Raw genomic sequence first — 25,420 nt, 5'->3', positions numbered from 1 at the left:
TTGGGAAAAAAATAAAATAGTCCAATTTACTTGACCGTGTACTATGGTACACGGTTTATAATATTCATGGGGTGAAATAAGATGATTTATCGCATTAGTGAGTTTGCAGATAAATGTGGAGTTAATAAAGAAACGATCAGATATTACGAGCGAAAAAATTTATTACAAGAACCTCACCGAACGGAAGCTGGTTATCGGATATATTCATATGATGACGTTAAGCGTGTTGGGTTTATTAAACGAATACAGGAACTTGGTTTTTCTTTAAGCGAGATTTATAAATTACTTGGTGTTGTAGATAAAGATGAAGTTCGTTGTCAAGATATGTTCGAATTTGTTTCTAAAAAACAAAAGGAAGTGCAAAAACAAATAGAGGATTTAAAACGAATTGAAACTATGTTAGACGACTTAAAACAACGATGTCCAGATGAAAAGCAATTACATTCGTGTCCAATAATAGAAACATTAACATGAGAGATTAATTAACGAAAGGAGCTTTTTTATGAATAAATTTAAGGTAAACATTTCAGGAATGACTTGTACGGGTTGTGAAAAACACGTAGAATCAGCACTTGAAAAGATAGGTGCTAAAAATATTGAGTCTAGTTATCGTCGTGGTGAAGCAGTATTTGAACTGCCCGATGATATTGAGGTTGAAAGTGCAATAAAGGCGATTGATGAAGCAAATTACCAAGCCGGAGAAATTGAAGAAGTATCATCACTAGAAAACGTGGCGTTAATTAATGAAGACAATTATGACCTTCTTATTATTGGTTCTGGTGCTGCTGCCTTTTCTTCGGCAATTAAAGCTATAGAATACGGTGCAAAAGTTGGAATGATTGAGCGTGGAACGGTTGGGGGAACCTGTGTGAATATTGGCTGTGTTCCGTCAAAAACTCTTCTTAGGGCAGGGGAAATCAATCATTTATCAAAAGACAATCCGTTTATAGGTTTACAAACATCCGCTGGAGAAGTGGATTTAGCTAGTTTAATCACGCAAAAGGATAAATTGGTGAGCGAACTTCGGAATCAAAAATATATGGATTTAATTGATGAATATAATTTTGATTTAATTAAAGGTGAAGCAAAATTCGTTGATGCTAGTACGGTTGAGGTCAATGGGGCAAAGTTATCTGCAAAACGCTTTTTAATTGCAACAGGTGCATCGCCTTCGTTGCCCCAAATTTCAGGACTTGAAAAAATGGACTATTTAACTAGTACAACACTTCTTGAGTTAAAGAAAATACCAAAACGATTAACTGTAATTGGTTCAGGATACATTGGAATGGAGCTTGGACAACTATTTCATCATTTAGGTTCAGAAATAACGCTTATGCAAAGAAGTGAGCGACTTTTAAAGGAGTATGATCCTGAGATTTCAGAGTCAGTTGAAAAAGCGTTAATTGAACAGGGTATAAACCTTGTCAAAGGGGCAACTTTTGAGCGTGTTGAACAAAGTGGAGAGATAAAAAGGGTTTACGTAACAGTAAATGGCAGTAGAGAAGTCATTGAATCAGATCAGTTACTTGTTGCCACTGGAAGAAAACCAAATACGGATTCTTTAAATTTAAGTGCAGCAGGTGTTGAAACTGGAAAAAATAATGAAATCCTGATCAATGATTTTGGTCAAACAAGTAATGAAAAGATTTATGCAGCAGGAGATGTGACTTTAGGACCACAATTTGTATATGTAGCAGCCTATGAAGGTGGAATTATTACTGATAATGCTATTGGTGGATTAAACAAAAAAATAGATTTATCGGTAGTTCCTGCTGTTACGTTTACGAATCCGACGGTTGCAACGGTTGGTTTAACAGAAGAACAAGCAAAAGAGAAAGGGTATGATGTGAAGACATCTGTATTACCTTTAGATGCTGTTCCAAGAGCAATTGTAAACCGTGAAACAACCGGTGTATTTAAACTAGTAGCAGATGCAGAAACACTAAAAGTATTAGGGGTTCATATTGTATCTGAGAATGCAGGAGATGTCATCTATGCAGCATCATTAGCTGTTAAATTTGGCTTAACGATAGAAGATTTAACAGAAACCCTAGCACCATATTTAACAATGGCTGAAGGGCTAAAATTAGCTGCACTTACGTTCGATAAAGATATTTCGAAATTATCTTGTTGTGCAGGCTAAGGGAACTTTTTTACAACTCCCTATTCAAGTGAACCAGCTAATGCTTTAAGGGATTTTCTAAGTGCATTTGTGGTCACAAAAATAATTTAACACTGATGATTTCGACATCAAATCTATAATTGATACCTTAACACCGCAGAGTAATAAAGGATGAATAATATGTCAGACTTATTATCCCTACCAGACATTAAAACAATAGAACCGCCACAAGAAAATGAAACCGATATGATGTTTAAAGTTGAAGCAGTCGGACCACCTGAACGTTGTCCTGAATGTGGTTTTGACAAGTTGTACAAACACAGTTCAAGAAATCAACTAATTATGGATTTGCCCATTCGTTTAAAGCGAGTGGGCTTACAATTGAACCGTAGACGATACAAGTGTCGTGAATGCGGATCTACCTTCTGGGAACGCCTAATATCTGTAGATGAAAAGCGTAGTATGACCAAAAGGCTTTTAAAGTCCATTCAAGAGCAATCCATGTCTAAGACCTTTGTAGAAGTCGCAGAAAGCGTTGGTGTTGACGAGAAAACCATTAGGAACGTTTTTAAGGACTATGTGGCACTCAAAGAACGTGAATACCAGTTTGAAACTCCTAAGTGGCTTGGGATAGACGAGATACATATTATCCGTAGACCTCGGCTTGTATTGACTAATATTGAACGCAGGACTATTTATGACATCAAGCCTAACCGTAACAAGGAAACAGTCATCCAACGTCTTTCAGAAATCAGTGACAGGACTTACATTGAGTACGTCACAATGGATATGTGGAAGCCCTACAAAGACGCAGTGAACACTATCCTTCCACACGCTAAAGTTGTCGTAGATAAGTTTCATGTAGTTAGAATGGCTAATCAAGCCTTAGATAACGTCAGAAAGTCTTTGAAAGCCCATATGAGCCAAAAAGAAAGACGTACCCTTATGCGTGAAAGGTTTATCCTTCTAAAGCGTAAACACGATCTAAATGAACGTGAATCATTCCTCTTAGATACTTGGTTAGGTAATCTTCCTGCTTTAAAAGAAGCCTATGAACTCAAAGAAGAGTTTTACTGGATATGGGATACTCCTGATCCAGATGAAGGTCATCTTCGTTATAGTCAATGGAGACACCGTTGTATGTCCAGCAACTCTAAAGACGCATATAAAGACCTCGTGAGAGCCGTAGACAACTGGCATGTCGAAATATTCAACTACTTTGATAAAAGGCTCACTAATGCTTATACGGAGTCAATTAACAGCATTATTAGGCAGGTAGAGCGAATGGGTAGAGGTTACTCGTTTGATGCCTTACGAGCCAAAATCCTTTTCAATGAGAAGCTCCATAAAAAGCGTAAGCCACGATTTAATTCAAGTGCTTTCAATAAAGCTATGTTATACGATACTTTCAATTGGTATGAAGTGAATGATCACGACATTACAGACAACTTTGGTGTCGATTTTTCCACACTTATTAAGAATTTGGAGAAGGGTGATTTATAAGCCCTTTTCCACCATAAAATCCGAATACCCTTATTTTCTTCTAATCGCAATCGTTCCATTGCTTCATCTAGGATAGCAATTTCATTATCGTAGTCTTTTAGTTTTCGATAGGACATCGCATATGAATTATATAATGCTGGTGCGTTATACCCGTTATATCGTGCTTTATCGAATAACTCAATTGCTTTTTCTAGGTTTCCGTCTTTTCTCTCTCGATCTCCTTTATCCCAATACGGTTTCCCTTCATCAAATCCTTTAGACCAGTCGTTAAGATTCTTTATGTCTTTTAGTGAAACTCTATTATGTATTGGATCAATAACTATTTCTTCTTTAGATTCTATGTCCACTTCGCCATACTTTTCTCGCAACAACTTCCAAACATCTATTAAGTGATAGGTAGGTACATTTCTCCCTAATTTCTCTAATGCTTGTTCCTGGTCAGACTCATAATTCGTTACATAATCATCTCCAATATATACCCAAGCAGTAACGGATTTTGCATATTTACTTTTTAATATCTTATTTCCATTGGCTTCCAATAAGGCTTTGGTTTCACTTTGGTACTTCTCTAAATTTCCATCGTAGATGATGTCAATTTCATCTCGCATGTTTCGATCAATGGATACAACCGCCTTTAAGTTGTTGTACTCCACCTCATCAAAAGCTCTAGGCTTCGTTCCAAAGTAATGCTCTTCAATCTCACTTGGATAAAGGTACGGAGCTGTTTCAAATTGTAACTTAGGTGTACCTGGACCCCGATCATATCCATTCCCTCTTTTTGTCATTAAAGGAACAATTTGATTGGTTAATCTATCATTGGTTTCATTTAGTATTCGTGTCATTTCTTGAGATTCTAACTCTATTGCCTCTTCTTCGGTTAAATCCTTTTTTACAAAACGGACATCAGTTTCGTACATTTTACGGATTTTTTCTGCTTCATAGGCTCGTACATGGTACTCTTTATACCGGTTGCCACGTCCTTTCCCGACATAGAACACCTCTCCTGTATCCTTAATGAACCATTCATACACATAAAAGTCGGTTGCAGTACTTTCAGTTGAAACACCAACAGGTGACGTAGAGATAGAGATACCGTTGCTTTTATCAGATGAAATACTCAAAGATAGTCCCATACCACTACCATTATTCGTGCTGGTTATCGTTTTTATCGGCTTTCGTAATTCGTTCATCGCTTCATTATGATTCTGTATGTCATGATGCCTTTCCGCTCTCTTTTTCCCAAACAACTTACTGAATAAGCCCATTTCGACATCCCCTTTGACTCAGTAGATAAGAATTCTTGATTTACATTTATCCTTCTTGAAGTAATGTACCCGATTGTTGAATATTCTTTTATACCGTCTGTTGTACAACTTAGCAATATCACTACTACTACCATCTTGAACATGGTTTATTTATTTAACTTATTATATATTTTTCAGGGTTTTCTTCATCAAATTTCCAAAGTCCTAATTTTCCTAGTATCAACCTTCTAGCTAACATTTGAACATTATGAATGTCATATGGGTTAATGTAGCGAATAACCTCATCAAATTTGTGTGCAACAAAAAAATTCCTAATATAACTGCAATAATGAATTGCATCAAATATGTACATTTCTGGATCATGTACCTCTTCTCCATCATTCCACTTTGAGTCAAACCCTAGTTTAGGTTTGATGCTATTATACAATTGACTTGGTTTACCTCTTATTAACCAAGTCATAGTATCGGTTGAGGAAATTCCTACTTTAGAAAGTCTTTGTAATACATCTTCCTTAACAACAGGATTCCAATCACCACTATTTAAAAAGCGTGGTTTTTTAGAGCTTGACCGTATTTCAAGTCCCAACTCTTCTATAATAGAGTAAGCACTTAAAAAAGCATAAGCTGCGGTAACATGATAAGAGTGTCCTCTTTCTCCAATGAAAAAAACTTGACCATGTTTTGGAGAAGCCGAATGAGGCGAAAACGAATCTAGTTGTAGACTAAATCTATACTTTTCTATACAATAAATAAGGTTTTGACTTTCCCATGCCCTTATCGCCACTAAACAGGCAAATACCATATTCTCACAAATAGAATTTTGCTTATATCTTTCATAAAAAACGAAGTCGTGTTCTAAATCCATTATGTATTCAATACTCGGATGATCATATAAGGAAGGGTAGCCTAGAAGTCTTCCACCATGTACCAGATTTCTAATATCCTCTGCCATATCCTCATTTTGGGCATAAATGATTAACTCATTGGCTCTTTTAAAATTGTTTAATAACATATTTTCTATATCATTATTTTCTGGTTGAATTTGATATGAAGTAGTACCATAGCCATCCTTATCAACCCAATTCATAAAACTAGGATCTTCTCTAGAATCGAAATAGAATTTCTCATCAATTCTAATATCACGAATTAACTGAGCCTGTAGTGTGTTAAAAATATGATATGTCGCATAGCCTTTTAAATTTTCCACCCTTTTATCCCTCTTTGTTTGCATCTATTGTCGCTGTTTAATTAGTAGAAATAATAAATTCAATCCAGACTTAATATTAGATTGGTTTATCTTTGGATATTAACTTTAATGCCGCCTTTCTCATTTCAGGGTTTTTTGCTAATGTTAAAGCTGCTCCACCTACTCCTACCCAGACTGAGGCAACCATCCATCTTTTAAATTCAGTATCTTTTTGATAAGATTTTTCAACCATACGCTCAATACGGTCATTGAGTTTGTCTCTTGCTTCTTCACTTAAACTTGAGTCTTTTAGTTGGTTAGAAAAAATCTCTATTGCTTTGTCAATTGTACTATATACTTTTTCTTGAGATTTCGAGCCTACTTCTCCCATATTAATAATTGCTTTTATGATTTCAGGAGAATATTTTAGTAAGATTTCAAGTTCTGTAGATGTTAATTCAGTTAGATCATAATTGTTTTCCTTGAGTTTTATTAAGTTTTCATCAATCTCCACTTTTTCACTCATAGCTACACCTCTAAAAATTGTATTTTTATAGAATTTGCTTATTCAACCAACCTGCCCTTAGCACAATATTTCTATTTCAATACTAACATAATATTCCAACAATACTATTATATTTTTCCAAAAGAAAAAGGAGATCTAATTCTGATCACCTTGTTTATCTAAAACCATTTTTCGCTTTATTCATAATGTCTTTATGCTGCATTTCACTTCTTGCAATCGCTATTGCTACTAATTCATTAGCACCATTTAATTTTTTCTTTATCATATCTTTTGCATTGTTTTTCGCTTCTTCAGTCAACGTATTATCGTCAACAGATTGAGATCTCTCATAGTTCATTATAATACCTTTTCCTTCTTCATTTTCAAAAAAGAAGAGGACGCTACAATAATTATTATAGTCTACCATTAAAACAACCTCCTTTATATTAGACTAATTCTACCAAAAGAGATTTAGCATTTGGAAGCTCACAAAGTAATTGGGTACATTTAGTGACTTACTTACTCACCTACCATACCATCACCATCACGATCATCCATATATTGATATAGCCAATGTTATATTTAGGTTAGGCAAGTGAAACAGTTGAAATTAAAAGGACCATACATATTAGGTATATCTAATATGTATGGTCCAATTTTATTTCATTCTTCAACTAAAGCACCAGTTCGTTAATATAACCTTTCTTCTATTTTTTTAACAATATGTTTTGCATCATATCCTACACCTTGTAATAAAGCAGATCCACGTCGATATTGCCATGGTAAACCAATGAAATATAACCCTTGAATTTTTGATACTCCTCTACTATGTATTACTTTGCCTTCGTTATCCAGAACCCCATCTATTTGTAACCAAGGAAATTCGGTTTCAAATCCTGTTGCCCATATAATATTGGATACTTTAATCATTGTATTATCTTCAAATTTAATCTTATTTTTGTTTACACCAATAACCCTTTTCTTAACTTTCACTTCATTTTCTTTAATTGCCCGTTTTAATTCAAAGCCAAATATGGGGTCTCCTTTCTTTTGAATTATTCTTCCAAGTCTCGAATTACTGTTTGCCTTCAATATTCCTAATTTATCAAACCAAAAAAAAATACTCTTTCTCATTAAAACTAATGGTAAGTAACTAAGATTTTTACTAACTGCTAAGTAAGTATCCCTTTCCTTAGACAATTCCACAGCTATCTGTGCTCCACTATTACCTCCCCCTATTACTAACGCATTCCCATCCAACAATTGACTTGAATTTTTATACTGTGATGAGTGAATTTGATTAATAGTAGATGGTATCTCTTTTGAAAATAATGGGATTTTAGGTGTTTGGAAAGGACCAGTTGCAATAACAATATTTTTTGCTTGATATTCACCTTGATTTGTTTTTATTAAGAAGTTACCATTCAACTTAGAGACGCTTACAACTTCTGTATGAAAATGAATTGGTATCTCATATCTCTCGACATAATTTTTTAGATAAGTAACAACTTCATCTTTAGTAGGAAAACCTTGTTTATCTCCTTCAAAAGACATTCCAGGTAAAGAGTTATAAATTCGAGGGGTAAATAAAATTAAAGAATCGTATCTCTTTTTCCAGATTTCTCCCACTTCGCTCCCTTTATCTAAAATAATATAGTTATGATTATATTCTTTTAGATAGTAGCCTATCGAAAGACCAGCTTGACCAGCACCAATTACAATTGTGTCATACATTTTTCGTCTCTCCAATACTTTATGATTAATATATGAATACATGCTCATATATCAATCGTAATTTAATTACTATTTATACTCAAGCACTTTAAGAGTTCTATTCAACAATTCTGTCTTTAATAAATTCAAGAAGAAAAAATGCTTATCTTTTAAGATAAGCACCCGTTTGTTAAAATAGGAATGAGAATAAAGCATTAAATGTTCCATTTTCAAACAATATATAAATCCCTAACCCTATGAATACAATTGGTACAATCCAACGTTCATATTTTTCAATTGTTTCCGATACAAAATCGAATGAAGCTAGACGGTAACTGACATAGCACAAAACTCCAACCATAATTAAAAAGACAATAGAAGCAATAAAGATTTCAGACATATTTAAGGTCGTGAAGTACGGTATATAAATGGAAAAGTCATCCGCACTGGAAGCCAATACGATGAAAGTCATCGTCAAAAATAGTTTATTAAATTTTTCAGAGGAGAATAAGGATAAAATACTACTTTCATCTTGATCCTCTTCTCCTTTAATCCATATTTTCACACCTAAGTAAAGTGGTAAAAGTCCAAGTAGTCCAATAACCCATTGCTGCGGAATTAAATTCACAACCCCCTGTGCAACTAAAAGACTTGCTCCTATCACAATTGCAGTCCCTATATATTGTCCTATCCAAATATGTTTTACCTGACCTTTTTTTACTTGCGAAAACAAAAGAATTAATATGACGAGATAATCAATTCCTGTTGCTACATATACCGCAGCAGCCGTCAGTATCGTTGCGATCATTTTTCCATCTCCAATATTTTAGGGTAGGACTTTTCTTCAAATTGAAAAGCCCTTCCGTAAATTTCACACATATAGTACCTATTTATCCTTCACTCTCATCAGTCGTAAACTATTTAATGCTACCAAAATAGTAGCTCCCATATCTGAAAGAATAGCAATCCAAAGCGTTAACCAGCCTGGAATAACCAATAGTAAAGCAATTAATTTAATTCCAATAGCAAAAGTGATGTTAGCTTTGATGATATTTAGCGTTTTTCGACTGAGTCTTACTGCAAATGGAAGTTTGCTTAAATCGTCTCCCATTAAGGCTATATCAGCTGTTTCGATTGCAGTATCTGTACCAGCCCCGCCCATTGCTATTCCGACAGTGGATGCAGCAAGTGCAGGAGCATCATTAACGCCATCGCCAATCATAGCTACGTTACCATGCTCCGATTGCATTTTTTTAATAAAATCTAATTTATCCTGTGGCATCAGTTCGGATTGAATATCAGATACGCCTACATGTGCACCAATTGCATTTGCGGTACCTTGATTATCACCAGTTAGCATTATTGTTTGCTTAATTCCTAACTGGTGAAGTTTTTGAATCACATTTTTGCTTGTCTCACGTACTTCATCTGCAACCGCAATTACACCGAGGATTGTTTGTTCCGTTCCAATGATCATGGCTGTTTTTCCTTGATTTTGTAGGATTTTCACATTGTTTTCAAACTCAAGGCTAAAATCGGAAACATTTAATTCCTTAAAAAGTCTGGGACTACCAATATAATAAGTTGTTCCGTTTACAACCCCTTTTATACCTCGCCCAGTAATCGAAGTGAAGTCTTCCACTTGCACATTCGAATAAGGAATATTATCTTGCTCAGCCCTCTGCATAATTGCTGAAGCAAGTGGATGTTGTGAACGATATTCTAAAGCTGTAATAATGGAAAATAGCTCTTTTTCTTCCACTTGATTATTTAATACTTTAAAATCTGTTACCACTGGTACACCTTTTGTCAGTGTTCCTGTTTTATCAAATGCGATTGCCTTGATGGCTCCCAATTCCTCCAAATAGGCACCGCCTTTAATCAACACACCTTTTTTAGCAGCATTTCCAATTGCCGAAACAATCGAAATTGGAGTAGAAATTACTAATGCACAAGGACACCCAACTACAAGTACTGCTAATCCTTGGTAAACCCATGTATCCCAACCTCCACCAAAGAATAAAGGTGGAACGACTGCAACCAAGGCTGCAATAACCATAATGATCGGAGTGTAATATTTTGCAAACTTATCTACGAATGCTTGGGCTGGAGCACGCTCCCCTTGTGCTTCTTCAACAAGATGAATAATTTTGGCAATGGTTGTATCTTCTACATATTTGGTGATTTTTACTTCAAGTAATCCCTCTTCGTTAAGCGTACCTGCAAATACTTCATCATCTACCGTTTTGGAAACAGGGACTGATTCTCCTGTTATAGCTGCCTGATTGACAGCCGACAAGCCATTAACAACTAGCCCATCCATGGCAATTTTTTGCCCTGGTTTGACAATCATAATATCGCCTACAACAATATCATCTACATGGATCATTATTTCCTGACCATTTCGTCTAACAAGTGCTTCTTTTGGGGCAATATCCATCAATGAACGAATGGACTGTCTTGCTCTGTCCATAGAGAAACGTTCAAGAGCTTCACTGATTGCAAACAGAATGACAACAATGGACGCCTCTGCCCATTCACCGATGATGGCAGCTCCAATAACGGCAACTGTCATCAGGGTTTTCATGTCGAAATCAAAGCGTATCAAATTTTGAAAACCAACTTTAAATAGTGAATATCCGCCAATTACAATTGAACCTACAAATAACATGGAAGTTACGAGGTTATCTTCTCCATTTACAAAGTGAGAAAGGTAACCAAAAGCAATTAGTAATGTGGCAAACAGTAATGTACTATGTTTTTTATAAAATGGTATTTTCTCTTCTTTTTGAACCTTGTTGTCCTCTCTGGTCTCTTTTGTCGTTTGATTCGCCAGTTTTTCAGGAAATACTTTAAGATTCTCGAAAGCACCTGCTTTTTCAAGCTCTTCAAGGCTTGTATTTCCGAAAACATCAATTTTAGAAGCTCCAAAGTTTACTTTTGCATCCTGAACTCCTGATAGTTGTTTTACATTTTTTTCAAACTTTCCAGCACAGTTTGCACAGGAAAATCCCTCAACACGATAAACATTTTTATCTTCAATTACCACAGGTTCGACCCGTCTTCTTGCTTTCTCTGGTACCACTTTAAGATTCTCGAAAGCACCAGCCTCTTCTAGTTCTTCAACGGTTGCATTTCCAAATACATCAATTTTAGAAGCTCCAAAATTGACTTTAGCATCCTGTACTCCTGGTAGTTGTTTTACATTTTTTTCGAATTTCCCTGCACAGTTTGCACAGGAGAAACCCTCCACACGATAAACATTTTTATCTTCTATTAAGGTTTTTGCTGTATTATCCAACTTTCGTAGCCTCCTTCTGATGCTCGAAGGCTTTTTCTACGAGCTGTTTAACATGCTCATCATCTAGTGAATAATAGACTAATTTTCCTTCTTTACGGTATGTTGCTATACCTAGGTTTTTCAATAATCTTAAATGATGGGATGCCGTAGCCGTTGAAGATTCAATAATATTCGCTACATCACAAACACATAACTCTCCCTCTAAAGATAAAACGTAAGCAATTTTAACCCTTGTATCATCTGACAGAGCCTTGAAAACTTTCGCTACATCCATAGGATTCTGTTTAGCAAGGTCTTTTTTAGCCCTGTTTACTTTATCTTCGTGAATACAGGTAACTTCACACATATCTTTCATCATAATTACCCTCCTTATTCAAATGACTGTTTGTTTGATGAGTATAATATATCCCAACATAAGCAAATAGTCAAATGATTGTTTGATTATTATATATTAATATTACAATAAAAAAGATTGGTTTCTAATGTTAGAAACCAATCTTTTTAGAGAGCTTAACCAAATTTTAAAGCATCTTAAACATAACTGCCCCGTTAGTTGAATAAGGATTATATACTCTCAAAATAGTTAGCCAGCTTTTCTTTTTCATTTTCACTTAATTGCTTATTTTCTAGTTCAAGTTCTTTATTCTTTTTCTCCAGTTTTTCAATCCTTCTTTTAAGTGAAGCTATTACAGCGTTTTGATTATTTTCATCCCGTTTTATCCTTGAATCTACAAACTTTTCTTCTTGTTGATTTCGTAAGAAATTGATACGCTCTTTAAGAGCTGAATGGTTATACAGCGTTGCTTTGCTCACTCCAGCTTCTTTCGCTACGCTATTAAAGTTAATTGCCTTAGAACTCTTTATAAGGCGTTTAATAGCTTTTTCAACCTTATCTTTAGTTTCTTGCTTTCTCTTTTCATGTAGCCGCCTTAATTGCTCCTCACGATCAAAACTAGCCATGTCTAACACCTTTCTTTTTCTTACGTTCTAATTGTCTCTTCATGCGGTCAAATCGACCAAAAATAACATTACCTTCTTTGATTGTTTCGTAAATATTTTGGTACCTTTCCAAGTTTTTTTCGTTTGCCTTAACCATATCTTCACGACCATACTCTTTAGATGCTTCAATCCACTTTGTGGTAGTTTCTATAAGAAGTTCGTACTTTTTAACATCAAAACTTGTCATACCTACCGCTAAATCAAAACAAGGTTTTCCATCGTTCGCAGTGAGACAAGGTGGTTCTGCTGCCAATGGGCAATTCCCATTGACCCTTGCTCGACAGGTCCCATAAGGGTTATCTAAGGCATTTAACTTCTCATCTTTCCACAACATATCAAGAATGTCTTTAGGGATTTGTTCCTTTTCGGAGACCTGATGAATTTCCCCATTTAAGTCAAAGGCAAATACACCTTGTCTCACAACTTTCTCAAATTCTTTACGTTTCGTATCATCTAATAGACGAGCATATAGAATGGTCATTTCGGGTGATGCGTGGGCTAATAACTCCTGCACCGTTATAATATCAGCTCCACCATTTATCATTTTTACTCCATAAGTATGTCGGAACTGGTGATTTTTGAAGTGAAATAAATTTCCTGATTCATCTGTTATATTCTTTTTTAACGCTAATTTGTTTAGTTCTTCTCGAACAAAATTCTGACTAAAGGGTCTTCCCTTACGAGGACCTCGGTAGCGAACAAAAAGGTATCTTTCAGGATTGTTATCATCATTGCTGTTTTGCTTGGAACGGTCAATTAAAACTGCAATTATATCCGCTAGATGATCATCAATGGGGATTTTATGACCTATTACATACGTCTTTTCAATATCTGTTGTAAGATTTGACTTTCCATTTATTTTACCTAAACAATCCTGCGTTAATCCCAATGTATCGCTTATGCGAAGCCCTGTTTTGAAAGCAATCCAGACAATTGGCTGTACATCTGGATGAAGGTCATTTAGATTATTAAACAGTTGTTCCAATACATAGTCAGGTATGTAATCAATATCATCCAATGATTTTTTAGGGAGATTAGGAAAGTCTTCAGGATATATTAGACGAAACACCATTTCTTCAGGTGCAAAATCCTCGAACTTCTCTAAAATTTGAAGATCTCTTATGAAGGCACGAACACACTTTAATGCTTGACGAACATATTTTTTAGGATTGGAATTTTTCTTATTTAATTTGGTCTTTATATATTCATTTAACTCTTCTATGTACTTTTCTATATGTTTTCTTTCAAGTTCTTTAAAATCGTTCCATTTTGGATTTTGTTTTGAAATTGAGTTTAAAAAAGGAATAGTGTATGTTCCATAACTTCGAGCTGTACCCCAGGTGAAGTTTTTGCCGCTGATTAGACGACCTTTTAAATATTCTTTAAATATTTTACGGAAATTTTTATTCTCTATATTTGAAAAATCAATGTGATAACCACTTGTTGATTCATTGAATCCTATCCCATATTTTTTATACAGCACCCGTATATCCCATCGGTCCTTCTCCCATTCATCACGGGTGTCTGTTAATTGAAAAAGTGTATTATAAATCCGTGCTAAAAAGCCATCTATTTCCGTACGGGCTACGATTTCTTTCCCTCTCCACTTCTTGATGTAACTCGTCTTTTCTCCTTTACCATTCAACCAAAAGGTCCAAAGTTTTTGCTCTTTATTGATGTCTAAATCAAGAAGGGAAGTGAGATTTGGGTGCTTTTCGTTTAAATACTCAGCCAGTTTTTTTAACGAGCCTGAGATACTTTTAAATATAGTCCTTATTCCCCAACGGTCTGAAAAAATTTGATTGTAGTAAACAAACTTAATCTCCATGTTGACGTTTGGATTTTCGCAGTTGAAGTAAATGTTATTTACTATTCCTTTTCTCTTGTTATATTGCTCTTCAAAATTAGGGATTTTACCAATCTCGTGTATATTCCAAATATCATTGACTAAAAAGTAATCATCATTCACAACTCTTTTTGTTACTTTTCCATCGTTGGAAATTTCTTTAACCTCGTAAGAGGAAAGAGTGGAAGTGATTAAGTCCCAATATTCGCTTTTAAGGATTGAATTACTCTGTATGATATTATCCAATATTTGCCCTCCTAAAATACTAATATCGCTCTAAAAAGGTGCTACTTCGTCAGTAAACCTGTTTGAAACGCTTCCTATTTGTTCTCCACGCCTCGCCTAATTTCAAAGGCATGAGAGGCTTTTTCCCATTCCTTACGAATATCATCTTCGGAAGGGTGAACATATAGGTCAATGGTTGTTTGTATTTGTGCATGACCTAGACGTTCTTGTACAGCCTTTATGTTCTTTGTTTGAAGATAAAATATGGTTCCATGGGTATGTCGGAATAAATGCGGAGTAATATATAGGCCTATTTTTCTTTCTATCTCCTTAAAAGTGGCATAAACATCAGAATAAGTTAAAGGTTCTCCAACGTTCTTACCCCAAATCTTCACAAATACAAAGTTATGGTTAGGATTATATTCATCTAGCACTTCGTATAAGTAATCATCATACAAGTCCATTAGTCCTTGAGAGATGTCAATCTTTCGTTCTCCAGTCTTCAATTTTCCCCCGTTTGGTAACTCCCCTCTATCTGTTAGTTGGATTTTGTGCTTCCTTTGTATGGCATCAAATTGAAAATCCTCAAGAAATAAGGAAAGAACTTCACCTATACGTAAGCCAGTTTCAAAAAGCAATCTTACTAGAAACCTATCCCTAAGATTAGTAGTAGATTTATAGATTTCATTAACTTGCTCCTTTGTAAATATCCTCACTCTTACTTTAGGTTCGTCTAATTTAAGCACATTTTTGAAACGTGGTTTTTCTTTATTTACATGATATAAAAAATCCTTATATCCATTTCCACTGGCACCTTGAAACATCTTCTTCATCAACTTTTCAACAACATTTGATTCAACTAATTCTTCTCTGTATAGATAATCATAAAATGATGTCACTACCGTAAGGTAAGTGTTTACTGTTCTTTCACTGCGTTTAGCCTTAACTTCTTTTTGAGGTACTACTTTATTGCTTTCATATGGATTTCTGAGCCAAGCAACGAAGTCAGATATTATTTGAAAGCTAACTTGCTGATAATCAATTTCTGTTTGTTCTAAGTATGTAAAGTAATATTTCAAAGCTGTACAATAAGTCTGTAAAGTATTGCTACTACTCTCCTTGTTATAGTGAAATTTCATATACTTCGCAACGGGTTTAACTGGCGTTCCATTTGAATCAATAAGCAGATATACTTTTCTATTCCCAATCAATATTTGTTCTACCTTCATAAAAGCATCTCCAACCAATTGAAATTTACGATAGTGCTGCTACTTATAATGTTTACCGTTATTGTTGTTTCTTTAAGGTCCTCGCACCGAGGCTACGTCCTCCAGCAATACAAACAAATGTTCTTGTTTATGGTTTCATATTAAACTATTAATACAATATTTTCAACCTTTATTTATCCAATAAATTATGTAAATAAAAATGGATAACCAGCCCTCATATTAGACTAACTATCCTATGAATTAATATCTAAATTTAACCAATGATCACTGGTTATTGGCATACTAAACCCTGCATCTTTTGCTTCTTTAATCGTCACCCTTCCATTACCGTTTGCATCCACACTAGAAAGATCATCATCTGTGTTTGAACTACTTGAATTGGAAGACTCGCTATCAGTTAAACCTAGTGATTCGTTGACTTCATCGGGGTTCACATTATCAAATGTATCAACAATTTCGGTGCCATTAATCGTATAAACATACTGATAACTGGAAGGAATCTGTGTTTCTGTATTCGGATAGGTTATAATTGCTTCAAAATTTGTAGCTCCACCAGCTTTGCGAATTGTCTTTTCCAAATAGGCTTGATCACCGTGTCGGTTGAGTGTACTATCCTGTGGGGTAATGTTATAAGCATTCGATACCCCTCCGAGAGAATCAGCAATGATATGTCCTTCATCTAAAACGTCACTTTCCACTCCAGGAACTTTTGCCTCGTCAGAATAGTATCGGCCAGACGATAAAACAGGTTCATTGTTATCATCTTGTAGAATGATTTCTTCAGCAATAACACGGATGAGCTGTCCATGCTCATTCGTAAATGCCCAATATTCACGTTCCCCATAACCAATATCAACGACGACCTTAGATTGACGAGAACCAGATAAATCTCCACCATCCACTTCAATCAGTTTGTACCCTGCGAACAATTCCTTAGCTGTTTGGGTTGGTGTTTCTTTTTCCTCCACTACTTCTTTACTAGATTCTTCCTTTTCCTCTTTCGCAGGTTCATCAACAACCGTAGTGACAGTTTCTTCTTTTTCAGTATTATTATTTGTTTCAACTGTTGTTACTTCTTGTGAATCTGTTCCTACATCTGTATTGGACGTATCCTCTACATTAGTACAACCAACCATAAAGATGATCGTTAAAAATAAGATTAAATAGTTTATTTTCTTTTTCATTTTAGGACTCACTCTCTATAATAGTCTCACACTGTTCATTCATTCTAATAGCCTTATACTATAATCTTACCATAAAAGACTAATATCTTATTAAACTATTATGGTTAGAGATATCGTTGTTTTTAATCAGAAGGGGTTCCCTTCTTTCTTTTTAACTCTTTTATCTTCTAACCAAAGATAGAGTTGTTGTAAATAAGTTTTCTTTTAATCTATTGTAAGAAAGCCGTCGCCTACCTAAATCACATATGTTATTTTCTTATTAATGGAGAAAGGTTTTCAACCAAGAATCGAAACCTTATTTTACAACATAACTTATATAGGGTTATGTTTCGGTAATCCTGTTTTTACAAATAGTTCTGATAATATCTCGTTTTTTAGTGACTTGTTATACCAATCCTGTAAAGTAAAAATGCTACTAAATTAGGGGGAGAATAGTAGTTCCCCATCAGTAGCATTTCCCATTGTATTCTATTCTGCTTTTCTCTTTTGCTCCCTATAGATGACTTCTTCTAAAAATAGATAAACCCGTTCTGTCGACCAGTTCATTCCCATAGTTAAAACCTTAATACGAAAATCAATCTCAGGATTTCGCTTGCCGTGTTCAATTCTATGAATATAACTGGCGGAACAACCAACCAAAGAAGCCATGTCTTCCAATGTAAGGAAGTATTTACGACGATAATCCTGCAATAAACCTCCAAAATCCTCTATAGCCTGATTCACTAATTCATGTTTCCTTCCGTCGTTATTCATATTCATATCTCCTCCTTGATATATTGGATTAACCCAATGCCTGTCACTTTTTGTTACCTTTTATAGTAGTTGGATTCGATATGGTTTATTCCATTAACCAGTGGTTAGACCTATAACAATAAATAAAATTGCTATAAGAATCTATGATATATTAATAAAGTAATAAAATAATCCCCATGATTAACATTCCCTATCCATACTTTGTCGCTAATGCTATTATCGCTTTTTATAGCTCGTTATCTTCATCAATTTCCTTTAACCACTGTGGTGTCATTAATTCTTCAATCTCAAGTTTCATATGTTTACTAATTATGTAACTGTTTTCATATATTCGTTTTAACAACTCATATGCTCTTCTTAACTCACCTATATTTTCTGTTCTCTCATTCATAAGCCTCATTCCCCTCCCATCGTAGTACTTATTTCAAGGTAAATTGATTCACCTATTTTTCCCACTCCTGAAACAACTTAACAATTCCCTTTTGGGATTTCTCGTTCCAACCAACAACAGCTCTCCGCACAGCATTTTCACTGATTTTAGCCCCGTATTTAAGAAGTTCCCTGCATGTAACAAAATAGTTATAGTAAGCCGCAATTTCTAAAGGACTCCTTCCGTTTAAATCTTGTTTGCTTGGATCCTCTCCAAGTTCTAGTAACTTTTTTACCATTAATACTTTATTCAAAAACACTGCCCAATAAAGCAAACTGGCTCCATTTATATCCTGGTTGACATCATGCTTTTTTACATATTCAATAGGTTTTCTCGTATCATTTGACCATAGTATCTTCAAAAAGGGTCTTTAAAATCTTTTGGCCTATCATCATTTATATACTCACGTAAAAACTCTTCAACAATGTCATCTTCCAGATAAAATAGGTCTATAAAGGAGACAAGGTTTTCATACCCCTTAGAGTCTTTTTCCATTGCTTCACGCTTTCCAAATTTATTATTATCTGTAGAATATTTATGTTGCAGCATATCTATAAGTTGAAAAAAACGCATGTCTGGATACGATTTCCATATAGTTTCGAGTAAGTCCATTATTCTTCTAATTCTCTGTGGGTTTCTTTTGTTCTCAATCATTTTCCTATTCATCACCTTTCACTATTTCGATTTACTAAGATAGTTTAAGTAAGCAATGTTTTGAGTAGGATAGCTGCCATCTCAGCATCTGCATACAAATTGACAATCACTTAAAACTTAACCCTTAAAATTCTTTTATTTGGATTTTCCAAATAATTTTCTTGAAGCATTATGAGCTGCTCGATAATATGGGTTATAACGTTTTAACCCTTTATCCATATATGATATCTCCAGTTCTGTGATAGAGTTAAATTGATATTTCTTCTTTATTTGTTCTGCAAGTTCATTAATGGCAGGCTGTCTAGTTAATTCTGGTTTGCTCTCTAAGCTACTTATCCCAATGCAATCGCTGTAGATGACTACTTTTAAAGGTTGATCGAAACGATAACACATAACCTTTTTTAGAAGATCAAGTGCATAATCAATTGCTACTATTTCTGCATATACACTGTTGGTTTTTAGAGGCAAGTTATAATGCTTTTTAGATTTAACAAGCGTTTTTCCTTGTCCAACAAAACATACTCCTAATCCAAAAATCCCTTGGTAATTCAATTCAGAAGCATCAACAAAAACCCGTAAAGTTTCATTATCAAATAACCATTTTTCGGCCCTTTCCTTTGCCTCCGTTGTTGGCACCTTTTCTCTTCTCATTAGTTGTTGTTTACGGTTTCCCTGTACCATTACTCCTCCATCCCTTTCCATTGACTATAGTCAATAAAAAAGGCCCACTTTCCTCAAATTTGGAAAGCGAGCCAATATATATGTAATAACATTTAAATTTTTACTGTTCATAAGATTCCCTACTTCACTATTTATTATTTTGATTATAAATTAGGACAGTGCGATAATCAAGATAAGAGAATGACAATGTTATGGCTTTCTGAAAGAAATACTTGGTACACATGGCAGAATTAGGTTATTTAAAGTCTAAAGCAGACACAGATGCCACAGAAAAGGAAATCGAAAAACTACTGGCAACGGATTATATAGATGATGAGATGTTGAAAACCGATGGATATTAGAGGTTTTACAGAGGGGTGTTAACACAATCTATATGGTCTAAAAGTGTTAACACATTTAAATCTAAATATTATAGAATCAGAGTTTTTAGCGAGAAAAGTGTGGGTATTACCCAAAAAAATCTTACCATTTATTCATGACAAAGTGTATACACAAATATTGCATAGCAGAAAAAAACTAATTCGCTATGCTGTTTGTTTCTTAATCATCTTAGCCTCCTATACAGAGAAGGAGCTGATTTGTAAAGAAAGATTAGAATTCCAAAATTTGAAAATAATTATTGATAATATCTTATTATTTTCTTAATATATAACAAAGAGATGATTCTATAACAGAGTTCCCTTCTACAATTAAGTTCAGAAGAGGTAATGAAACATTGATCAGACATTTAACTAGATTAGAGAATGGTCCTTTGGGTATTAAATAAGAATAATTGCTAACGTCAATCTATAGGTGGTGAAAGAGAGAATGAAGAAAACGAATGATTTAAGAAGAAAGAGTCTTAATTTACCATTGGCTGAAACCGGCTCATCCAATGCCCTGAAAAAGTTAAGAAGAGACAATCATTTATTGTTAAAACGATTAAGGCAGCTGAAAGCCGGTCCCTTCGGAATTTGGAATTTGTTTAGAAAGACCAATGACAAATGATTGCTTTTAAAACGGAAAAAAAATCACCTTATATACATTATTATGTTTCATATGGTAAATTCTGTAGTCCTATCTGGTCATTAGCTTCAGTTATCCCTGCACAGACACTCATTCGCAAATTATTATAAAACGTCTAAAAAGCAAATCTCCTTTTGTTTATAATTTGCCTCAAAGTTCTAGTAACTTACTCACCTACCATACCATCGCCGTCACGGGCATCCATATATTGATACAATCAGTGGTCAGACTTTATAGGCGTGAAATAAAGTGTTTATTGGGGCTAAATTATTGAGACTCTGTTTCATAGATTGTAATATTACTTTCCAACTTTAACACACCAGAAGAACCATCAAACCACTGTTCAAGTAATGCACCCGATCGTTTAATCTATAATTTCTATTTTTTCAATAACATTTTGAACTTCTTCGTCATCCCCCGGATCAATTACAACTTTCTTAGGATTATCAATAATACTTTGAGTGTACTCTTTCATTGTTTGATTCCTTTCTTCTTTTAATTGTTCAGGAGTAGGCCAACGAGTAGGAACGTCATACAAATTAATGCTTCCGTCTCCGTTACTACTATAAAATACATTTCCACCTGCTAGAAAATCCGTAAACAAATGTACTACATTTTCTGGATACTTAACACTTTTGTCTTCGTATTGACCAACTGATTCACCTTCTGAAATATGACTAACCTTGAGTGTGTCTATACCTTTATTGTCCACTACTTCCAACCAAACACGAGCATATTCAATTTCCTTTGCCGAATAATTGGACAATGGATCATTTTCTTCACTACCACTTGAATCATCAACTTTGTTTTCAACTTGTTCAGAATGATTAGCTGTGGCTGTATCTTTATTATTACTTTCAACTAATTCTTCTTCATTATCGTTAGAAGAATTTTCGTTACCGTTACTTGTTTCTTCTCTATTTTTATTTTTTTCCTCAGTAGCCTTACCTTTACTATTGCTATTTGCATTATTCTGTTCAGGTGAATTCCCGCAAGCAGCTATAAACACTGCGATTAAAATCACTGTTAATAAAATAAAGAAATTTCTTTTATTCATAATTTAAACTCCCTCTTTAATTTAACTAGCGTAATAACTGCTACTTAAACACTAACATAATATTACAAAAATAAAATGTGATTCTTCACATCATAAAAAAAGATGGTCCTATTAGGATAACTTTATTAAACTATTGCACCCATTAGTTCAACAAGGTTATATCTCATTTTCTTATTCTAAGGTGATTTTTAAGCTCTTTAAAAGGAGTAGCATAGGAATCGTTAAATTTCTTAATATGGGTTGTTAATACAGACCAATTACTTTCGAGGGATGGGTGTATCTGAGTGGTATCTGCAATGCCATAAAGTTCAATTAAGAAATAAAGGGTTTCCCATACCAAATAGTCATCGTCTAACCGAAATAATATCTCAATGACATTGGGAATATAGTTAAATGCTTCTTCCGAAGTCATTTCCTTAGTAATTGATTCAAAAGAATTACTGAAATACCACTCGTCCTTATCTAATTTATCTTGCCATTCTTCATATACTTCCAATAACCTTTTATCCGTTTTAATCACGTCCTAATGTGTAATTTAGCTATAAATATTCTATCATTCCTTATTCCACTAACCTGCCACGTTAGTCTAATAAGGTGTAACTATCTTTCTTGAAGTAATGCACCCGTTAGTACAGTTAGTTATTAAATAAATATCCTTTCATCCTCATTACTTTACTATCAACCTCTAAGCCTAAATTGTTCATGTATGGGATTAACCCATTTCGGTTGATTAACTGAGTTAAATGTTATCTTACCGTTACTTATCTCCATAATAAGTTTTCCCTCAACTGTACTGTTATCGATTAGAATTACATTATCTACCATATAAGCATACTCATAAAGGTTCTGAAAGAAGTTACATTTCTTCTTACAATATCCTCAGTAGGTATAGGGTGACCACCATTTTCCACTCTCATCGCCACACGTTTAATGTTTTGGTCAACTTTACGAAGGACTACATAAATCAAAGTTACTACATATCCTAACTTTTTTGCTTTTTTTATCTGTCTAATGGCATTATTTCCAGAGAACGTCGTTTCAATTGAGAAATTCTTCCCTTGTTTGAGATATTCATTTACCGTCCTTATTACTTCTCTTCCGGCAGTAATCCTCTTGGCTTCAGGGTTTCCTGGGTCTAATCTTAGAGCTATCGCATCTGGGTCTATATTAATTGGTATTCCTACTTTATCTATAATTAAACTCCGTAAAGTACTCTTACCACTCCCATTATTTCCTGCAAACATATACATTTCGGGGGTATGTTTGTGCATTAAGACTCACCTTCTTCATCTAAAGGAAGAACTCTGTCATTAGGATACTCTTTTACAAGTTCTCCATCTTTTTCATATATGATATATGTTCCATTTGCTTTTGCATCAATTTTTGCCCTTTCACCTGTCATTTTGGCCCACTTATCCATCCAGGCATATTTTCGTTTAGGTGCATTGGTTTGACCTTCGGACATCTTATTCATCGCCTAATTCAGAGTGCAATGGAATTTAATTTAACTACAGAATGGTGTATATTAAAGGTCCTCTTTGTTTATATATCAAAGTAAAGCACCCTGTAGTGCAGAAAGAAGGAACTTTCATTTCACAGTTTTATTTTGATAAGTCAATCTCTATGGTATCTTCTATATAGGTTTCTCCGCTATCTTTTTCTCTAATGACTGCAACTTTCACTTGTTCGTCGTTTTTCCAATAAACCCTAAAGTTATCAGTTGTATACGTATCACTTGGGATATGTTCTTTATACTTTTCTAAAACACTCCCTCGTTCTCCATAAAATATTTGGACCGTTGAGTATCTAGATGTGTCTTTAGATTTACTTACCTCTCTGAGTTCGATAACATTTATAAGGTTTGGTGATTCACTTGTCATAAATGTAAAAGAACCTAGTTCCCTTTCCGAGCCTTCACTTCCCTGGAAAGGGAATGATTCTTTAGCATTAAATTTAATTACATCTGAATATTGTTCCTCGCCATATATAGTAATCGTAGCTTCGTTATCATTTTCCCATTGAATTGCAAAATTTGATTCTCGAAGTATTTTCCCATCATTTTTAACACTTCGCTCAATATGTTTGCTATCGTACTTAACTTTTACCAGGGATGGTCCAAACCAAGCAGGTTGCCCTTTCTCAACAACTTCAATAGTATTGATATCGTTTGGAGAATGACTAATTACAAGGGTTTTCTCTTTAATAAACATTTCAAAGGAAAATATACCAATGAAAATAATAATGGGCCCGAATAATAATATAGCTGCCCAACTAAGACAACCCCATTTTGTCCGTTTTTTAGTTTGCTCAATATCCCGATTAGGATCTTTTTCAATATCCATTAAGCTACTCCCTTTATCGTCTGTAAGCCTTTTCAATAATTATACTACAAAGATAACTCTTGAAACCCCTTTAATGAAAAAGAGGCGATTAATCCTAGCTTTTGGGTGAGGGTTTTTCTCCTTACATTATCTTCCCTAGCTAGCCAACGTCTACCAAAGTCCGAAAACCTTTTCGTAATTTCACACTTTTACTTTCAGAAATTAAGTTTTTTCTATTTTACCTCTATAACTTCAATAGACTAATCCATAGCAATATAGGTAGTTACTATTTCTAACAAGCACTCAACATTTTTGAAGAAAAAAGTGTTGTCCCTATGCATTAAAGGGGGTATCAATACGAGGATTCTACCTTTTTCAAGCATATTAATACGTGTATACTGTTATTAAGAGCATTATAATAAAGAATCGAGTAAAATAGAATATACAAAGGTGTGGATTTGAAATCGGAAAGAAGTCTAAATTTGCCACTCGCCAAGACCAGCCCCTCGAATTCCTTAATAAGGTTTAAAGAGACACTTAATTGCTGTTGAAGCGATGAGAAAATTACAATCTTGATCATTCGGTATATATAACTGGTTAAAGACAAACTCAAGGAGGAAGATGAATGACACTCGGAGAACAATTGGTAATAAAGCTAAAAGAGAACTCTGAAGCAAATGTTGCACTGCAACAAAAATTCCAAGAAAATCTAGCAAGTTTTTATCATAATAAGAGTGAGAAAGAATACCAGCAAGTCCAAGCTGAAATGCGAAGGTTGTTACAAAACAAGTAAACTTCTTACGCTATAAAAATTCAGGAGCTTACTATTTTAAATGCTATAATCAAAATAAGAGTATTCCGTGCTACTAACACGGAGAAAACCATATAGTTTCCTACTTTCTAACATTTTTTCGCTACAACCTTCTTGAAACGTATCGGATAGCTTTCCACTTGTTGTTCAAAACAAAATCCCAATAAAAATCTAGGCTGAAACCAAAACTGCTACCTTCTCAAAGTTTCTTCAAAGAACAACAAAAAAATAAAAGGCCAGACACTTATAAGAAAGTATCCAGCCACTTGCTTGCTCTTAACGAGCACTCTTAATAATAAATTATAGCAAATTACTATAGGAGTCAAGGATATAAGATAGGGTTTTTTCCGATTTTGGAAATAAGAAAATCGAAGATCCGTGGTGAATAGCACCGGCAAACTTTCGACTTGGAACGTGATTTTTAAGAAGCCAAGAGATATTGAGCAAAAGAAAAAAATCTAGATCACTATAGAATCCAGATTAAATTTTATTGACTTGAGATGAAAAAAACTGATTGGTGGAGGAGTGAAAAATTCTTCCGAATATATAATGCTTAGCCCGTTCTTCTCTCTATACTCTCCCCTCTGATATACCAACTAAGTTTCATCTCGGAAGAAAGAGATTGGATAC

General features: G+C 34.5%; 28 protein-coding genes. 6 read left to right on the top strand and 22 right to left on the bottom strand.

The features are described from left to right. Positions 1 to 81: 81 nt before the first annotated feature. The 3 genes from merR to BN988_RS13605 all read left to right on the top strand — a co-directional run bounded on the left by merR (position 82) and on the right by BN988_RS13605 (position 3,625). Positions 82 to 474, top strand: coding sequence for an Hg(II)-responsive transcriptional regulator (gene merR / locus BN988_RS13615; RefSeq protein ID WP_001863748.1), 393 nt, complete (start codon positions 82 to 84; stop codon positions 472 to 474). Between the two features lie 28 nt (positions 475 to 502). Then, positions 503 to 2,143, top strand: coding sequence for a mercury(II) reductase (gene merA, locus BN988_RS13610; RefSeq protein WP_002440486.1), 1,641 nt, complete (start codon positions 503 to 505; stop codon positions 2,141 to 2,143). A gap of 159 nt (positions 2,144 to 2,302) precedes the next feature. Then, on the top strand, positions 2,303 to 3,625 hold the full coding sequence (locus tag BN988_RS13605; protein WP_009374086.1) for an ISL3 family transposase: 1,323 nt from the start codon (positions 2,303 to 2,305) through the stop codon (positions 3,623 to 3,625). On the opposite strand, the gene BN988_RS18945 is transcribed toward BN988_RS13605, so the two are convergent. From BN988_RS18945 to BN988_RS13525, 17 genes are all read right to left on the bottom strand, one after another. After that, the gene (locus BN988_RS18945; RefSeq protein WP_147629721.1) at positions 3,553 to 4,890 is read right to left on the bottom strand and encodes a GIY-YIG nuclease family protein; all 1,338 of its coding nucleotides are present in this window, start codon (positions 4,888 to 4,890) and stop codon (positions 3,553 to 3,555) included. The genes BN988_RS13605 and BN988_RS18945 overlap by 73 nt on opposite strands. Positions 4,891 to 5,044: 154 nt before the next feature. Further along, complete coding sequence (locus tag BN988_RS13595; RefSeq protein WP_036577310.1) at positions 5,045 to 6,097, bottom strand: hypothetical protein; 1,053 nt, start codon at positions 6,095 to 6,097, stop codon at positions 5,045 to 5,047. 76 nt (positions 6,098 to 6,173) lie between these two features. After that, a complete protein-coding gene (locus BN988_RS13590; protein WP_036577309.1) occupies positions 6,174 to 6,602 on the bottom strand; it encodes a hypothetical protein in 429 nt (142 codons plus the stop codon). A 154-nt stretch (positions 6,603 to 6,756) separates the two neighbouring features. Further along, positions 6,757 to 7,008, bottom strand: a complete 252-nt coding sequence (locus BN988_RS13585; protein WP_036577308.1) for a hypothetical protein — start codon at positions 7,006 to 7,008, stop codon at positions 6,757 to 6,759. A gap of 263 nt (positions 7,009 to 7,271) precedes the next feature. Next, positions 7,272 to 8,315 (bottom strand): flavin-containing monooxygenase, encoded by a 1,044-nt coding sequence (locus BN988_RS13580; RefSeq protein WP_031538014.1) that lies wholly within the window; start codon positions 8,313 to 8,315, stop codon positions 7,272 to 7,274. 169 nt (positions 8,316 to 8,484) lie between these two features. Then, positions 8,485 to 9,102 (bottom strand): CadD family cadmium resistance transporter, encoded by a 618-nt coding sequence (locus BN988_RS13575; protein WP_031538015.1) that lies wholly within the window; start codon positions 9,100 to 9,102, stop codon positions 8,485 to 8,487. A 78-nt stretch (positions 9,103 to 9,180) separates the two neighbouring features. Further along, a complete protein-coding gene (locus BN988_RS13570; protein WP_035416501.1) occupies positions 9,181 to 11,595 on the bottom strand; it encodes a heavy metal translocating P-type ATPase in 2,415 nt (804 codons plus the stop codon). After that, positions 11,588 to 11,953 (bottom strand): ArsR/SmtB family transcription factor, encoded by a 366-nt coding sequence (locus tag BN988_RS13565; RefSeq protein WP_031538017.1) that lies wholly within the window; start codon positions 11,951 to 11,953, stop codon positions 11,588 to 11,590. Before BN988_RS13565 ends, BN988_RS13570 begins: the two co-directional genes overlap by 8 nt. A 206-nt stretch (positions 11,954 to 12,159) precedes the next feature. Further along, on the bottom strand, positions 12,160 to 12,555 hold the full coding sequence (locus tag BN988_RS13560; RefSeq protein WP_031538019.1) for a DUF6262 family protein: 396 nt from the start codon (positions 12,553 to 12,555) through the stop codon (positions 12,160 to 12,162). Beyond that, positions 12,548 to 14,686 carry a tyrosine-type recombinase/integrase gene (locus tag BN988_RS13555; protein ID WP_031538020.1) on the bottom strand — a complete coding sequence of 713 codons (2,139 nt, stop codon included), beginning with the start codon at positions 14,684 to 14,686 and terminating at the stop codon, positions 12,548 to 12,550. The genes BN988_RS13560 and BN988_RS13555 overlap by 8 nt, the downstream gene beginning before the upstream one ends. Before the next feature lie 74 nt (positions 14,687 to 14,760). Next, positions 14,761 to 15,894, bottom strand: a complete 1,134-nt coding sequence (locus tag BN988_RS13550; protein WP_031538021.1) for a tyrosine-type recombinase/integrase — start codon at positions 15,892 to 15,894, stop codon at positions 14,761 to 14,763. Between the two features lie 233 nt (positions 15,895 to 16,127). Then, positions 16,128 to 17,078, bottom strand: a complete 951-nt coding sequence (locus BN988_RS13545) for a DNA/RNA non-specific endonuclease (RefSeq protein ID WP_036577307.1) — start codon at positions 17,076 to 17,078, stop codon at positions 16,128 to 16,130. 468 nt (positions 17,079 to 17,546) lie between these two features. Then, entirely contained in the window at positions 17,547 to 17,831 is a 285-nt protein-coding gene (locus BN988_RS13540; RefSeq protein ID WP_036577306.1) for a helix-turn-helix domain-containing protein, read from the bottom strand. 226 nt (positions 17,832 to 18,057) lie between these two features. Then, positions 18,058 to 18,222, bottom strand: coding sequence for a hypothetical protein (locus tag BN988_RS18940; protein ID WP_155988307.1), 165 nt, complete (start codon positions 18,220 to 18,222; stop codon positions 18,058 to 18,060). Between the two features lie 52 nt (positions 18,223 to 18,274). After that, positions 18,275 to 18,622, bottom strand: coding sequence for an ankyrin repeat domain-containing protein (locus BN988_RS13535; RefSeq protein WP_036577305.1), 348 nt, complete (start codon positions 18,620 to 18,622; stop codon positions 18,275 to 18,277). Continuing rightward, positions 18,619 to 18,915 carry a hypothetical protein gene (locus BN988_RS13530; RefSeq protein ID WP_036577304.1) on the bottom strand — a complete coding sequence of 99 codons (297 nt, stop codon included), beginning with the start codon at positions 18,913 to 18,915 and terminating at the stop codon, positions 18,619 to 18,621. Before BN988_RS13530 ends, BN988_RS13535 begins: the two co-directional genes overlap by 4 nt. A gap of 135 nt (positions 18,916 to 19,050) precedes the next feature. Further along, complete coding sequence (locus tag BN988_RS13525; RefSeq protein WP_036577303.1) at positions 19,051 to 19,596, bottom strand: hypothetical protein; 546 nt, start codon at positions 19,594 to 19,596, stop codon at positions 19,051 to 19,053. Between the two features lie 212 nt (positions 19,597 to 19,808). Between BN988_RS13525 and BN988_RS19335 the strand changes: the two genes are divergently transcribed. Both BN988_RS19335 and BN988_RS13515 read left to right on the top strand, forming a co-directional pair. After that, entirely contained in the window at positions 19,809 to 19,937 is a 129-nt protein-coding gene (locus BN988_RS19335) for a hypothetical protein (protein ID WP_261796580.1), read from the top strand. Between the two features lie 466 nt (positions 19,938 to 20,403). After that, positions 20,404 to 20,583 (top strand): hypothetical protein, encoded by a 180-nt coding sequence (locus tag BN988_RS13515; RefSeq protein WP_036577301.1) that lies wholly within the window; start codon positions 20,404 to 20,406, stop codon positions 20,581 to 20,583. A 382-nt stretch (positions 20,584 to 20,965) separates the two neighbouring features. Here the strand turns inward: BN988_RS13515 and BN988_RS13510 are convergent, their stop codons facing one another. The 5 genes from BN988_RS13510 to BN988_RS13490 all read right to left on the bottom strand — a co-directional run bounded on the left by BN988_RS13510 (position 20,966) and on the right by BN988_RS13490 (position 24,000). After that, positions 20,966 to 21,658, bottom strand: a complete 693-nt coding sequence (locus tag BN988_RS13510) for a hypothetical protein (RefSeq protein WP_036577300.1) — start codon at positions 21,656 to 21,658, stop codon at positions 20,966 to 20,968. Between the two features lie 163 nt (positions 21,659 to 21,821). Continuing rightward, the gene (locus BN988_RS13505) at positions 21,822 to 22,154 is read right to left on the bottom strand and encodes an ABC transporter (protein WP_231495242.1); all 333 of its coding nucleotides are present in this window, start codon (positions 22,152 to 22,154) and stop codon (positions 21,822 to 21,824) included. Positions 22,155 to 22,476: 322 nt separating this feature from the next. Beyond that, a complete protein-coding gene (locus BN988_RS13500; protein WP_051557947.1) occupies positions 22,477 to 22,929 on the bottom strand; it encodes a zeta toxin family protein in 453 nt (150 codons plus the stop codon). Next, entirely contained in the window at positions 22,929 to 23,123 is a 195-nt protein-coding gene (locus tag BN988_RS13495) for a hypothetical protein (RefSeq protein WP_036577298.1), read from the bottom strand. The genes BN988_RS13500 and BN988_RS13495 overlap by 1 nt, the downstream gene beginning before the upstream one ends. A gap of 136 nt (positions 23,124 to 23,259) precedes the next feature. Then, a complete protein-coding gene (locus BN988_RS13490; protein ID WP_051557945.1) occupies positions 23,260 to 24,000 on the bottom strand; it encodes a hypothetical protein in 741 nt (246 codons plus the stop codon). Between the two features lie 604 nt (positions 24,001 to 24,604). On the opposite strand from BN988_RS13490, the gene BN988_RS18935 reads away from it, so the two are divergent. Beyond that, complete coding sequence (locus tag BN988_RS18935) at positions 24,605 to 24,772, top strand: hypothetical protein (RefSeq protein WP_155988305.1); 168 nt, start codon at positions 24,605 to 24,607, stop codon at positions 24,770 to 24,772. The last annotated feature ends 648 nt before the right edge of the window (positions 24,773 to 25,420 follow it).

Origin of the sequence: Oceanobacillus picturae (assembly GCF_000612865.1) — a bacterium.
Taxonomy (GTDB): domain Bacteria; phylum Bacillota; class Bacilli; order Bacillales; family Amphibacillaceae; genus Oceanobacillus_B; species Oceanobacillus_B jordanicus.
Note: the sequence above shows the minus strand (reverse complement) of the source record. Positions and strands in the feature narration are given on the sequence as shown.

Excerpts from the sequence above, each read along its gene's own strand:
- BN988_RS13525 (WP_036577303.1), bottom strand. The coding sequence starts at position 19,596 with ATGGTACAGGGAAACCGTAAACAACAACTAATGAGAAGAGAAAAGGTG.
- BN988_RS13545 (WP_036577307.1), bottom strand. The coding sequence starts at position 17,078 with ATGAAAAAGAAAATAAACTATTTAATCTTATTTTTAACGATCATCTTT.
- BN988_RS13565 (WP_031538017.1), bottom strand. The coding sequence starts at position 11,953 with ATGATGAAAGATATGTGTGAAGTTACCTGTATTCACGAAGATAAAGTA.
- BN988_RS13510 (WP_036577300.1), bottom strand. The coding sequence starts at position 21,658 with ATGAATAAAAGAAATTTCTTTATTTTATTAACAGTGATTTTAATCGCA.
- BN988_RS18935 (WP_155988305.1), top strand. The coding sequence starts at position 24,605 with ATGACACTCGGAGAACAATTGGTAATAAAGCTAAAAGAGAACTCTGAA.
- BN988_RS13585 (WP_036577308.1), bottom strand. The coding sequence starts at position 7,008 with ATGGTAGACTATAATAATTATTGTAGCGTCCTCTTCTTTTTTGAAAAT.
- BN988_RS13560 (WP_031538019.1), bottom strand. The coding sequence starts at position 12,555 with ATGGCTAGTTTTGATCGTGAGGAGCAATTAAGGCGGCTACATGAAAAG.
- BN988_RS13515 (WP_036577301.1), top strand. The coding sequence starts at position 20,404 with ATGAAGAAAACGAATGATTTAAGAAGAAAGAGTCTTAATTTACCATTG.
- BN988_RS13495 (WP_036577298.1), bottom strand. The coding sequence starts at position 23,123 with ATGTCCGAAGGTCAAACCAATGCACCTAAACGAAAATATGCCTGGATG.
- BN988_RS13580 (WP_031538014.1), bottom strand. The coding sequence starts at position 8,315 with ATGTATGACACAATTGTAATTGGTGCTGGTCAAGCTGGTCTTTCGATA.
- BN988_RS13540 (WP_036577306.1), bottom strand. The coding sequence starts at position 17,831 with ATGAATAACGACGGAAGGAAACATGAATTAGTGAATCAGGCTATAGAG.
- merR (WP_001863748.1), top strand. The coding sequence starts at position 82 with ATGATTTATCGCATTAGTGAGTTTGCAGATAAATGTGGAGTTAATAAA.
- BN988_RS13605 (WP_009374086.1), top strand. The coding sequence starts at position 2,303 with ATGTCAGACTTATTATCCCTACCAGACATTAAAACAATAGAACCGCCA.
- merA (WP_002440486.1), top strand. The coding sequence starts at position 503 with ATGAATAAATTTAAGGTAAACATTTCAGGAATGACTTGTACGGGTTGT.
- BN988_RS13575 (WP_031538015.1), bottom strand. The coding sequence starts at position 9,102 with ATGATCGCAACGATACTGACGGCTGCTGCGGTATATGTAGCAACAGGA.
- BN988_RS13500 (WP_051557947.1), bottom strand. The coding sequence starts at position 22,929 with ATGCACAAACATACCCCCGAAATGTATATGTTTGCAGGAAATAATGGG.
- BN988_RS13530 (WP_036577304.1), bottom strand. The coding sequence starts at position 18,915 with ATGATTGAGAACAAAAGAAACCCACAGAGAATTAGAAGAATAATGGAC.
- BN988_RS18945 (WP_147629721.1), bottom strand. The coding sequence starts at position 4,890 with ATGGGCTTATTCAGTAAGTTGTTTGGGAAAAAGAGAGCGGAAAGGCAT.
- BN988_RS13590 (WP_036577309.1), bottom strand. The coding sequence starts at position 6,602 with ATGAGTGAAAAAGTGGAGATTGATGAAAACTTAATAAAACTCAAGGAA.
- BN988_RS13490 (WP_051557945.1), bottom strand. The coding sequence starts at position 24,000 with ATGGATATTGAAAAAGATCCTAATCGGGATATTGAGCAAACTAAAAAA.
- BN988_RS18940 (WP_155988307.1), bottom strand. The coding sequence starts at position 18,222 with ATGAATGAGAGAACAGAAAATATAGGTGAGTTAAGAAGAGCATATGAG.
- BN988_RS13550 (WP_031538021.1), bottom strand. The coding sequence starts at position 15,894 with ATGAAGGTAGAACAAATATTGATTGGGAATAGAAAAGTATATCTGCTT.